4 protein-coding genes are annotated in these 13,500 nt (G+C 68.1%); 2 read left to right on the top strand and 2 right to left on the bottom strand.

Translation table 11 applies throughout. The features are described 5' to 3' along the window. The first annotated feature begins 978 nt into the window (after nt 1-978). A complete protein-coding gene (locus tag ACFY2Z_RS28840; protein ID WP_390747012.1) occupies nt 979-6,594 on the top strand; it encodes a LamG-like jellyroll fold domain-containing protein in 5,616 nt (1,871 codons plus the stop codon). 649 nt (nt 6,595-7,243) lie between these two features. On the opposite strand, the gene ACFY2Z_RS28835 is transcribed toward ACFY2Z_RS28840, so the two are convergent. Further along, nucleotides 7,244-10,045, bottom strand: coding sequence for a hypothetical protein (locus tag ACFY2Z_RS28835; protein WP_390747011.1), 2,802 nt, complete (start codon nt 10,043-10,045; stop codon nt 7,244-7,246). 888 nt (nt 10,046-10,933) lie between these two features. Continuing rightward, nucleotides 10,934-11,908 carry a M48 family metallopeptidase gene (locus ACFY2Z_RS28830; RefSeq protein ID WP_390747010.1) on the bottom strand — a complete coding sequence of 325 codons (975 nt, stop codon included), beginning with the start codon at nt 11,906-11,908 and terminating at the stop codon, nt 10,934-10,936. 814 nt (nt 11,909-12,722) lie between these two features. On the opposite strand from ACFY2Z_RS28830, the gene ACFY2Z_RS28825 reads away from it, so the two are divergent. After that, entirely contained in the window at nt 12,723-13,226 is a 504-nt protein-coding gene (locus ACFY2Z_RS28825) for a hypothetical protein (RefSeq protein WP_390747009.1), read from the top strand. The last annotated feature ends 274 nt before the right edge of the window (nt 13,227-13,500 follow it).

The following is a 13,500-nucleotide window of genomic DNA, read 5'->3' as shown; positions in this document are numbered from 1 at the left end:
GAGCGGCTGCCGTCGCCACCCCAGCAGGCAGCAGACCCACCAGCAAGGTGCCAGCGGTCACGACTGCCGTGCGGCGAACCCTCTGGGCGCCCCAGGCCGCCCAACCGCGTCTCCACCCCGATACCCGCGCCATGGTGTGCGCTCCCCTCCCCAACCTCAAAGGGCCCAACTAATCGCTCTGCTAGGCGATTTGAGTGCATGTCAGAGCGGAGGCACACGTTTGATCAGACCCCCGTCGATCATCACGCTAGGGCCTGAGATCGACGCACTACGCAAAGCTTCTCCACAGGAAGAACAAAAGAATCACCCAAGCTGGAACACAACTTGACCCACACACGTCAAAAACGGACCCCGGGTGGGTACTTGACGATCAAGTGTTGATGGACCGGGCTCACATCGGCCCCACAGAATGCACACGGCGCGGGGCCCACGGGGGGAACCGCCTGAGCCTGCGAAGGACCACACCGCCGATGTCCGCCTCTCGCACACGCAGACGCGCGTCCATACGCCCCGCATCGAGACCGATCGCCACCTTCGTCGTCGCGGCCCTGGCGGCCGGATCGCTGGCCGCTACCGCACCGGCCCACGCAACGTCTCGACAACCTCCCGCCACATCGCAGAGCAACAGTTCCCCGCCCGCCACCCGACACCTCAACCCCACGGAGTCGGCATCCGCGCAGGCGAAGGCGACCGGCAAGCCGGTGACCATCGACCAGCTCACCGACACCGGGACGACGGTCGTGGCCAACCCGGACGGCACCTTCACTCGGACCGACTCCTCGATGCCGCAGCGTGTGCAGCAGCAAGGGAAATGGGTCCCGGTCAACACCACACTGGTGCGGCAAGCGAACGGAACCTGGGCCCCCAACGCCGCCGTCACGAGCGTGGCCTTCTCCGGGGGCGGTTCCGGGGCCCTGGTGACCATGCGCAGCGGGGCGGACAAACTGAGCTTGTCCTGGCCGGGCACCCTCCGAACCGGTGATCTCCAAAGACACCGCCACCTACCCGGAGGTAATGCCCGGAGTCGATCTCCAGCTGACCGCGGACTCCTCCGGTTACTCCTCGATCCTGGTGGTCAAGACGCCCAAAGCCGCCGCCGATCCGCGGTTGCGAAGACTTGCGTTCAGCACCGCCTCGACCGGCCTCAAGCTGGCGGCCACCTCGGACGGCGGCGCGCAGGCCACAGACACCCGTACCGGCAGGACGGTGTTCCACAGCGACACCGCACTGATGTGGGACAGTACCGGCCAGAAGACCGGTACCCCTCGCCCCACCCGGACGGCGACCGTCTCGGCCGCGCGGGCCGAGCACACCGAGGCGGCCAAGACCGGCGAGCACCGCGCCAAGGTCCAAGTAACCCTCAAAGACGGCAAGCAGCTCCTCGGCCTGGACAGAGCCCTGCTCGCAGCCAAGACCACCACGTACCCAGTGTACGTGGACCCGGAGTGGAGCGGCAGGCCCTCACAGCTGGACTGGGCCCGGATCTCCGACAACGGGTGGAACGTCTACAACTCGACCTCCACCACCGGTTCCACCAACGCGCGGGAGGGATGGGACAACACCTACCCCGGCAACGGTGAACGCGCCCGCTCCTACTACCAGATCAACACCAGCGGTATCAAAGGCGCCGAGGTCAGCCACGCCTCGCTCTACGTGAAGCAGCTCTCCGCCGCCTCCTGCTCCGACACCCCCGCCGCCGTCTACGGCACCGACCGCCCCGCCGGATGGAACTCGTCCTCCCTGTACTGGGGCCACGAGCCCACCGTGCGCACCGGCGCGCTCGGCACCAACCCGGTAAGCCACGAGGCCGGCACCTGCCCGGTCACCGACGGTGCCAACTCCTGGGTCAGCCCGCCGTCGCTGGACTTCGACGTGACCTCCCGCGCGAAGAGCGCGGCGGACGGCGGCTGGAGCAGCATGACGCTGATGGTCCAGTCCCCCAACATGAACGACGCCTCCCAGTGGAAGCAACTCGCCTACGGAGGCGGCGCCACCCTGTCGGTCACCTACAGCTACCGGCCCAAGCTGAAGAACGGCACCGGCACGCCCGCCATCAAGCCGTCCATCGTGAGCATGGGCAAGACGATGACCACCACCCACACCCCGACGCTGTCCGCCCGCGCAGTCGACCCCGACCTGGCCGGCGGCAGCGAACTGGTGCGCATCGACTACAACGTCTTCAACTCCTCAGGCACGCTAATGGGACAAGGCTTCGGCCCAAACACGGACTCCAAGAAGCGTGCACGCTACAACACCAACGGCAGCGACTGGACGACGCCGAGCCTGCCGGACGGCACCTACACCTGGAAGGCCACCGCACAGAACGCGGCGGGCTACTGGGCCGGCAGTGGCTCCGGCATCTGGACCAAGACCCAGACCTTCACGATCGACACGAAGGCCCCTCCCGCACCCACGGTGACCTCCAGCCAGTTCCCGGCCAAACAGATCGGCGCGGCCTTCGGCGACCAGGGCACCTTCGTCCTGAGCAACAACCACACCAACAACATCACCGGCTACCTGTTCTCGCTGGACGCCACACTCGGCAACACGGTCTACACCAGCAGTGGCGTCACCCACTTGACGACGAGCACGAAGATCACGAAAGGGAACATCTACTACGCCACCTCCGACAACGGTGCCGGGACTGGCACCTCGGTCATCAACGGCAGCGCCTCCCCCGCCTTCGCTCCCGGTGTGGCCGGGCCCCACACCCTGTACGTCAAGGCTGTCGACCAGGCAGGCTCGACATCCATCTCCCAGACGGCCTACTCCTTCTACGCCGGTACCAGCACCCCCACCTACGCCTACGGCGACAGGATGATCAGCGGCTGGACCGCGACCAACGCCGACGGCACCACCACAACCGTGCCCAAAGCAACGACCACAAGCAACGGTGGCCAGCTGATCAGCCAGGCCGCAGGCAACGGCTACGGCTTCACCGACGGCTACCAGGCCATGCTCGCCAACAAGAGCACCACCTCGAAGGCCGTGAGCGGTGACAGCGCCACCTTCAGCTTCGACGTCCCCAAAGACGGTCCCTGGAGCTTCGGAGCCAACCTGACCAAGGCCAAGGACTACGGCATCTACCGCCTGACCCTGGACGCGGGCCAGAGCACCCAGTCCACCCTGATCAGCGGCTTCGACGCCTACAACTCCTATGTCACCACCCAGTACGTCAACCTGGGCATCCCCAAGGACGCCAATGGCCAGCTGCTCACGCTCAAGCAGGGCGTACACACCCTCACCCTCACCCTGAGCGGCAAGAACCCCAGCTCGACCGGCTACCAGGCTGGCATTGACGTGCTGCGCCTCGGCCCTGCACTGACCTGCGCAATCAACGCCACCAGCAGCTGCCTGAACAACACCGCCACCAGCACCTTCACCACCACGACCAGCACAGCCGACGCCGACGGCTCCGGCAACAGCATCAACTCCGCCGACTTGACCAGCACGTCGGGCTGGCAGAGCAACAAGACAGTGACTGTCGACGGCGCCACCATCCCGTTGCCGAAGTTCGGCACCGGCACCTACGACAACATGCTGGCCTCCGGCCAGACCATCACCGTGCCGGACAGCGGCGTGGTGAATGCCGGCAACGCCGTCGTCTTCCTCGCCTTCGCGACCGGCGCCGCCGCCAAGGGCGCCACCGGCACCATCACCTACGCCAAGAACAACTGTGTCGACCAGAACAACCCAGTTGACCAGAAATACATCCTGGACACCGTGCCCGACTGGATCACCGGTCCGGCCTCCGCAGCGTCGATCACCCTGGTCCACGAGAACCACAGCAACAACACCCAGACCAGCCCGGCCTCGGGCCCGAAGATCTACGCGATCAGCATCCCGCTGCAATGCCCCGGCTCCGTCATCAGCAGCATCTCGCTGCCGCTGTTCACCAACGGCGTCCAGGCCGGCCAGCCCACCCTGCACATCCTCGGACTGGGCATGCGGCCGACGACCGTCACCGGCAGCGGATCGAGCGCCGGGCACTGGGTCGGCACCTGGGCGTCGGTCCAGGACACCGCCAAAGTGCAGCTGTCCAGCGGCAGCCCCGCCACCGTCAACGGGCAGACACTGCGTATCCCCGCCCACGTCAGCATCGGCACCGACGACAGCAACGGTGTCCGTATTCACCTGTCCAACGCCATGGGCGCCACACCAGTGACCTTCGACGCAGCCTCCGTCGCAGTGCAAGACCCCACCGCGGGCGGCGCCACCGCGGCCGCGGCACCGGAGCCGCTGACCTTCGGCGGCTCCGCCTCCGTCACGATTCCCGCGGGCGGCGATGTCACCAGCGACCCGGTGACCCTGCCTGTCGGACAGCAGGCGACCGTCCTGGTCAGCCTTCAGGTACACGGCTCCATGTCCGCCATGCCCGGCCATGCCGTGGCACAGACCCCCGTCTGGATCAGCAACGCCGCCAACAGCACCGCAGACACCCCCGCCACCAACTACACGCAGACCACCTACACCGGTCTGCCGTATCTCTCCGGCATCGACGTCACTACTCCCGCCACCGCCCCCACCGGCTCGTTGGTCCTCTACGGCGACCAGAGCGTCAACGGCGACACCGCGCCCGCCGACGGCCAGCACCACCTCAGCGACGCCATCGCCAATGCCCTGGTCGGGGACCCGAACGGGGACAACTCCGTGGACTACGGCGTCCTCAACGCGGGCACCAACAGCAGCAGCCTGAGCAACAACCTGCTGCCGCAGATCACCAACAGCACCACTCCGACCAACGCGCTCAACCCCCTGGACCGCGACGTGCTGGCCCAGGGCAACCTGCGCACCGTCCTCATCTCCACCGGCACCGCGGATCTGCTCAACTGCCCCAGCACCAGCGACGCCGACACGTGCGCCACCAATGTGGAGAACGGACTGGCCTCGCTCAACAGCCAACTGAACTCGTACTTCACCGACGACAGCCAGATCTCAGTTGGCCAGAATTCCCCCCTCGCCATCTACTTCGCCACCATCCCACCCTTCACCGCAGCCCACTCGGGCACACCGACGCAGGAAGCAGCGCGCAAGGAAGTCAACGACTACCTGCGCAACAACTTCCAAGGTCAAGTCATCGACTTCGCCGCTGCGGTCTCCACGGACGGCACCACTGTGGACGCGGCCGACCTCACCAATGGCAACCCGTCCGACACCTACTACGCCGCCCTCGCCGGCGAGTACCTCAAGGACACCGCACCCAACACGGTAAGCATCGCGCCGAACCTGATCGTCCCGCTCGCCACGGGCAGCGACACTCCCGCGGACGACTGGGAAGTGGCCACCGACGGCACCGACAGCAACGGGGACAACCCGTTCACCACGGTCGGCAGCGCAACGTTCAGCTCCGACGGCCCTGGCGCGGTCAACGCCGGCGCCGGCGCAGCGTCCTTCGACGGCAGCACCGGATTCCTTGAGAGCGACCACACCGCCGTCAACACCCTCGGCGACTACACCATCTCCGCCTGGGTGAAAATCAACTCGGCTGTATCCGCCACCGCAATCTGCCAAGGCACCAGCCAGCACCAGGCGCTCTACCTCGGCTACGACAGCGGCAACAAGGGCTGGATGTTCCAGACCACCACCACCAACGATGCAAGCTCCGACTTCCCCACAGCGGAGGGAGACAACAACACCGGCGCCATCGGCACCTGGGCACACCTCCTGGTCACCTACACAGCCCCCGTCGACGGAGACTCCAGCACAGGAGCGATGACCCTCTACCAAAACGGCACCCTCATGGGAACTGCCACCAACATCACCCCGCAGTACGACTCCTCCATGCCACTGACCGTCGGCGGCTGCATCAGCAGCACCGACGCAACCACGCCATACGCCGCCTTCCCCGGCTCCGTCGCAGACGTCCACGTCTACCCGTACGCCATGCAGGCGAGCCAGGCCAGCGCCAACAGCGTGATCGTGCCGACGGGCTGGGACAAGGGCATGCCCGAGGACGAGTGGAAACTCGCCGCCAACGGCACCGACACCGCCACCCTCAACCCACTCACCACATCCGGCAGCGCCACCTACGGCACCGACGCACCGAGCGGCGCGTCCGGCAGCGTCGCCTTCGACGGGAGCACCGGGCTCCTCAAGAGCAAGCAGAGCGCCGTAAACACACTCGGCGACTACACGGTCTCAGCCTGGGTGAAGATCAACTCAGCACTCGGCACCACCGCGCTGTGCCAAGGCACCACACAGCACCAGGCGTTCTATCTCTCGTACGACAAGGCCAGTAGCGCCTGGATGTTCCAGACCACCACCACCAACGACGAGAACTCCGACTTCCCCACCGCGGAGGGAGATGCCAACACCGCACCGGTCGGCACCTGGACTCACCTCGTCGCGGCCTACCGGGCGCCCGTCGCCGGAAAGCCCAACACTGGCTCAATGGCCCTCTACCAAAACGGCACCCTCATGGGAACCGCCACCAACCTCAGCCCCCAGTACGACTCCTCCATGCCCTTGACCATCGGCGGCTGCATCAACAGCGCCTCGGCCACCACCCCGTACATGGCCTTCCCCGGCTCCGTGGCCGACGTCCACGTCTACCCGCGGACGCTGTCGGCGACCGAGGTCAGCGCGCTGCACTGATCCCAACCGCCAACCCGGCCCCGCCACTCCGCCAGGAGCGGCGGGGCCTGCTCACGTTGTCCGCGACGCTCTCACGCGGGCTACCGTCCTCGATCGCCATGGGTGATCCTTCCCGGCAGGGGTGACACCTCATGCCAGACGGGCCACGTCAGGACTTACGCGAAGTTCAGGACGGTCCCGCGCTTGGCTGGGATGCCCCAGCCGAGCGCCTGTTCTTATGGACCCGGCCTTTGACCCGGCACACAGGGCAAGGCGAGGACGCGGCCCACTACAACTACGCCGCGCACACCCCGCCGTGTTCACCCGCATCGCCGACGGCAACGCGACGGCGGCTTCGACGCCCCTGGCCGCCGCTACACCGACCAGTACCCACAACCCACCAACCACGGACTGGGTCGGATACCCCCAAGGGTGCCCGGCCCAGTCCGTTCCCTCCTGCTGGCTGGCCTTCCGAGCGGACGCCTCGTGCCCAGCGCAGGCAGGAACCGCCGCTGCAGGCCGCAGCGATGGCCCAGAAATCCGTGGCTGACCCTGACCCGGATATCCCCGTCCGGCAGGCACGGATCTTCCACCCGTGCGCTGGAGGACGCGGACGGGGCCGGGGTTTCGCGCGGCCCCGTGCTTGAAAGCAGCGTGGGTCAGGACGTGGTCACCGTGCTGTCTTTGTGGTGCCGCTGGCCCAGAGGGCGCCCCCCTTGCCGGTGCCGCCGGTCCTCTTGTAGACGACCAGGTTTCCGTCGTTCTGCATCACCGCGTAGGCGCCGGAGTTGCGGTACGTGCCGGTGGACCACAGGGCGCCGCCCTTGCCGGGTCCGCCGGTGCTCTTGTAGACGACGAAGTTGCCGTCCGTCTGCATCACCGCGTACGCACCCGGGTGGCCGTAGGTCTGGCTCGACCAGATGGTGGCGCCGTCACGTCGGCGGTACATCACCAGGTTGCCGTCCGTCTGTATGACCAGACGGGTGAAGGTGCCCTGCGTCCACCAGCCCGGCTTGAGGGTGGTGCCGGAGGCGATGGTCTGGTGCCGGGCGTAGGTGCCGCTCGCCCATAGCGGTGTGACGCTTGCCTGCTCGTAGACGACGATGTTGCCGTCGTCCTGCACGGTGGCGTAGGCGCCCGGCGCGCCGTCCGACGGGCCTGACCACAGGGCGCCGCCCTTTCCGGGTCCCCCGCTTTTCTTGTAGACGATGAGCGTGCCGTCCGTCTGCATCACCGCGTACGCACCCGGGTTGCCGCTGGTCCGGCTGGACCAGATCGCCTGGCCGGCGCCCTTGCCGGTCTTCAGGTACGCCACGAGGTTGCCGTCCGTCTGCATGGTCAGCGTCATCGTGGAGCTGCTCAGGCTGTGGCCCGGGGACAGGCGCTGTCCGGGGTACATGAAGGCGCCTGCGGCGGGGGCGGGGGACGAGGCGGGGATGTGCGGGTCGACGAGGTGGATGTTCTTCCCGCTGTCCACGTAGGCGATGCCGCCCTGGTACTTGTCGACGGCCCAGGTGACCCTGCGGTCGTCGGCGACCGGTCCGCCGGGCAGGTCGGCCAGGTCGCTGGTGGTGGCGGCGTCGGTGTGCACGTCGGTGAGCGCCAGCTTGCCCGCCGCCGTGTCGTGCTCGACGACGAACCCGTCGCCCAGCTGGGTCATGCCGGCGGGCACGGGAACGTCCTTGCCGGTGGCCAGGTCCCACACGCCTGCCGGGCCCGAGCTCTCGCAGGACCAGTAGATCCAGTGCTGGGCGGCCGCCTGCAACTCGCTGGGCACGCACGGTGCGCCGGTCGCCACGGTCTGAACGGTGCGCCGGGTTATGAGGTCGATCTGGGTCAGGGCCCCCGCGGTGGCGCCGGGGACCCACACCGTGGAGCCCGACAGCGCGGCGGCGGAGATCGGGCGGCTGAAGAGCACGTGGCTGCTGCCACCCGCGTCCGCATCACCGATGTACTGCTTGTTCGTGGAGCCGCCGTTGTAGACCACGTAGCGGCCCTCCGCGTCCACGAGAGTGCCGCCGGTGGCACCCGGCGTGACCGCAACCGGGTTGAGATCGGGAATCTTCACGACGACGGCGTCGCCCTGGACGCTGTCGCCCGGGCGCAGCTGGGAGATGCTCCCGTCGCCGTTGGCGATGGGCGGGTCGCAGGTGGCCGTGGTGTCGCAGTCGGTCGGGGCGAGGGAATCGCCGAAGCCCTGCTCGGGGCCGTAGGAGGGCGGGGATCCCGGCTGGACCTTCCGGTCGTAGACGTAATCCCCACCGTCCTCCCCGCGCTGGACGGTGAACAGCGTCCCGCCGCCGAAAGCCAGACCGTCGAGAGGGGCGGGCACGGCGGGGTCGGAGTCCACGGCCGTCCCCGTGGGGGTGCCGCCCGGCCCGGCGGTGAACAGGCGGGCCGCCCAGTCGGTGGCGGCCGAGCCGCCGACGGCGACGACCCCGTTCGGCTCCTGCCTGAGGGTGTTGAAGTTGACGTGGTCCAGCACCGGGGTCACCGTGGTCGAGCCGGACAACGGCATCGTGTAGAGCGGGTAACCGAGTGTGTCGTCCGCGGTGAGCGGACCGCCGTGCGACACCAGGTCGGCGATCAACAGGGAATCACCTGCGATGCCCAGGTAGCGCACGGTGCTGGTGTACCCGCTGCCCAGCGGCGCCGCCGGGACCTGGATGGAGCTTTCCGGTCCGGCGGGGGCGGAGCGGGGCACGATGTGTACCTGTCCCGCCGATACCGTCCCGTCGGCTCTGTCTGACGAGTACCAGGCGACGTACTTGGCAGATAGCACGACGCGAGCAAAGGGGGCCAGTGGCCCCATCACCGGCGTGACCGCACCGGTCGCCAGGTCCACCAGCGCCAACCGGTTCTCGGTAGTGCCGTTGGCGCTCTCGGTATAGTGCAACACCACCGAGTCGGCGTCCCCCGCGAGCACCGTGCTCAGCGGTGTGGCGCCGGCGGGCCAGCCGGTCACCGGCGTGTCGATCTGCTGCCCGTCCGCTGTGCCGAGCACATGAAAGCCCGTCACCGTCCCATCCGCGGCCTTGGTGACCGTCAGCACGCGCGAACCGAAGGCACCCAGGTAGCTCTGGCCGGCCCCGGGGGTGATAGTGGTGGTCGTTCCCGAGTCCATGTCGTGCAGCTGGTACCCGTCGGCCGACGGGGTCGCCACCACGTCGGAACCCGCGCCCCAGAACCCGGGCAGCAGGTTGGCCTTCACCTGAGGTACCGGGATGTCCGGTCCGCCCGCGTACTTCGTCCAGACGAAGGTGGACTCGCTGTCTGACTGGTGCAGGAAGCCACCGGTGCCTGCGAAGACGACGGCGTCGCCGGGCGGATTGTGCAACAGAGCGGCCGGTATGACCGTCTCGGTAGGGGTGGCGGCCGAGGCCGTCGCCGCGGTCAGCGGCAGGACCCCCGAAGCGAGGGCGAACGTCGCGGCGACCGCGATACATCCGCTCCTCAGGGTGTGTTGGACCACCCATACCTCCTTCAAGTGGGAAGGCATGGAGGCATCCGGCCTACGACCCAAGGCTCTGGATGGCTTTGATGGTTGAAGCCACGTTGCCGGCCTGATGTCCGAGCCTCCAGTCACCGTGACCCCCATGCGAAGGCGAGGTTAACGGGTTGCATCCTGCGAAGTGGAGTTGGGGCAGATGACAATCCAGTCCTCACGGGTACGGTCAGGTGCTTGCCGAACGCGGGCCAAGGCGGTGGCCTCTTCCGGGGCGTCGCCGCCCACGCGGCGGCCAGAGCCTCGATCTCAGCGGCGGCCTACTAGGCGGCCTTGATACCCTCCGCCTTCTCGATGCGGATGTTCTCGACCACGGTGGCCAGGTCACGGAGCTTGGCGAGGTCGTCTGAGGTGACGGTGCTGCTGCCCACCTTCGCGTCGAAGGCCTTGACCGCGTCGTCGAGAAGGTTGTCCAGTTCCTCGTCGATGAAGGCGATGAGTTCTCAGGAAGCAAGAATTCTTCCATGGGGCCGGGCTCCAAATGGTCGATCTTGGAGTGACCCGATCCAAAACCAGCGGTCGCCTGGGGGAATAGTCGCCCACAGCGCTATTGAGCGGCCTGATCGCTAGCTCTCCGTTCACACCACCCGCGCTTGTCCTCCCCCGCGCAGCAACGTCTCGGTGTTGGGGTCAAGTTGGGAGAAGGAGGGTCCGGGGGGTTTTACCTGGGCCTGGCACGCGTTGGCAGTGGCAGGCGCCTGCCGGATGACCGCGGTTGCCTTCGACGCTGTCGTACGGCACCCAGGGCGGCCACGGATGCCTCGTCCTCATCGTCCAGCAGCCGCACCAGCAACCGCCGTTCCATCGGAACCCCGCCGGGATCCCGCTGTACAGCATCGAAGTACCGCAACCGCGTCAACAGGCCCCCGACGAGGCAAGGGCGGCCCCGCGAGGGCTCAGCCCCCGAGGCCATCGCGCAGTAGGCGCCGGGCCACCTCGGTGCGGGCCGCGGCGAGTTCCGTGGCGATCCGCTCGGTCCGTCGGGCCTGCGGCACCACCGTCGCCGCCACGGGCTCCGCGGCGAGGAGGCAGATGGGTCGGCGGGTGGGTGGCGTCGACCTGGTGTCCGCGCCGGGCTCCGGCGCGCCGCTGCCGTTCGTACTCGTGCTCCGGGACGGACGCCGCGTACGCGGCGAGCAGCCCCCACAGCTCGTCGGCCCGGGCCGTGGCCTCCCGGGCGGACCTCGCCCCGCCAAGGGCGGCACGGTTGGCCTCGCTGCGCAGCAGGAGATCGAGCGGCCCGGTGATGAGCAACCGGTCCAGGAGGCCCACCGCCGCCTGCGTGGAAGCGGTGCGGGCGGCCAGCCGGTCAGCCAGGTACTCGGCGCGCATCCCGGCCCGCGACGTCAGCCGGACGAACAGCGCCAGCACCCCGCGGACCAGCATGCGAGGCACTACGTAGAGGGCGTTGACAGCCATCTCGATCGCGGACGGGTGCGGAAGCGGCCGGAGGGTGTGGTGCCAGAGGGCCAGGGTCCGCACGGCCGTGCCCACCACCAGGCCGTTGCGCGTGTCGCCGTTGGCGTAGTGGGCCAGCTCGTGGCCGAGCAGCGCGATCCGCTCCCCGGGCGTGAGGACCTCCCAGAGCGGCATGCCCAGCACCAGTAGCCGCCGGCCGCGCACACCGTACGTCATGACGGCAGCGTTGATCCTCTCGTCCACTGCGATCGCGTGCACGCTCCGGGTTCCGACCGCCCGCGCCACCTCGTCTAACAGGGCGAAGAGCTCAGGCGCGTCCGCACGGAACAGCACGGGCCGGTCGTCGGGCAGGCGGCGAACCCTCGGGGCGAACGCCCAGGCCAGCACCAGGAGCACCAGACCCGCCACCATACCGGCGCCATCCCAGCCCGCCACCACACACCGCCGACGGCAAGCGCCAGGGTGACACCGTGCACGGTCAGGGCGAGCGCGGCGGCCGTCACCGCCGAGGCGTCGCGCCGCAGGCGCACTCCCCGCCCGCTCAGCATCTCGCCGAGCAACTGCTCGCCATGTCGTCGAGCCAGAGCGCGCTCGGCTCGTTCCAGCCGTCCCCCCTCCGGCCGCGGCTCCTCGGGGTCCACATTCCAGTCACAGGCAGCGCACCAGACGGTGAACCGGCTGTCTCCACGCATCTCCGTACCGCATTCCGGGCACGGCTGCGTCGTCTCTCTGGCAACGTCCGGCATCACGGTTTCCCCTCCTCCGCGGCCCCTCCCCGAGCCGCTACCTGCTGGCACAGACCGATCTGATCACACGGCAGGGCCGCCATGAAGGGCGGTCGCCCATATCGGCTGAACCGTGATCCCTGTCCGTCGTGAGCTCCAGGCACACACGCAGCAGCCTCCCCCAGACGAAGAGACCGCACCCCAGCGCGACAGCAGTCGCAGCCCCTGCAGAGCCCACAGCTGCGCGTCCGAGTGGCAGAGACCACTCAGCCAAGCAGACAACGCCCCACACACCCAGGCGGCAGCCATCACGGCATGAATCTTCAAGGCTAGCCATCACAAAATGATCACTTCTTCTCCACGCTTCTCCCGCTATCGCGCCCCAGGCACTAGCGTCGTCGCTTCTGATTCGTCCTGGGGGACACATGCCCAACCCATACATGCCGCCGCCACCTGCTCCGCCTGTCCGTCCAGCCCCGAAGTGGGCGCGGAAACGGTACGTGCTGCCCGCCATCGGCTTCGCCTTCTTCCTCGGTATCGGTGCCAGCGGCAGCGGACAGAACGGCAACAGCGTCAAGAATGCCGCCAGTGAGGCGCGGCCGACCGCAACCGTCACAGCGACGACCACAGCGACAGCCAGCGCGAAGCCTGCACCGACGCCGACTGTGACGAAGACGGTCCAGGTAAAAGAGACCGTCACCGCACAGGCCGCCACCGACAGCAGCTCCAGTTCCGGCAACGACGGCAGCGGTAGCGGTAGCGGTAGCGGTAGCGGTAGCGGTAGCGGTAGCGGTAGCGGTAGCGGTAGCGGTAGCGGTAGCGGTAGCGGTAGCGGTAGTCAGAATGCTTCGGGCACCTGCTCGATCGTCTCCAACGCGGGCAACTGCTATTCCGCCGGCGAGTTTCGCCGCAACAGCGACCACGGAGCATCGACGACAGACGCAAGTGGTACGGGCATCACTTGCGCGCCCAGCGGGAGCAGGTGGCGCTGGACCTACTCCTGACCTATGGCAGGAGACAGCACGACCGTGAGCCTGCCACGCCGTCAACAGGCGGATCATCGGACCGGCCGGCACCCCACGCGTCAGCGCCGGAGCGCGGCGGCCCGGCCGACGCGCAGCACAAAGAGCCCGGCCCGATCCCCGATGCCGCCGCACCGACCACGCCCGCCCCGCCTTGTCTCTTCATTCATCATTCGGGCAGGGGCAGCGGCAGCAGAGGGGATGTCGGCGCCCCGACCATGGCCAATTCGCCGTCTGACCTGCTGTATGCGAAGGC

This window comes from Streptomyces sp. NPDC001222, assembly GCF_042896945.1.
Lineage (GTDB): Bacteria > Actinomycetota > Actinomycetes > Streptomycetales > Streptomycetaceae > Streptomyces > Streptomyces gibsoniae.
The sequence above is the reverse complement of the archived record's forward strand: the minus strand, read 5'-3'. Positions and strand labels throughout refer to the sequence as shown.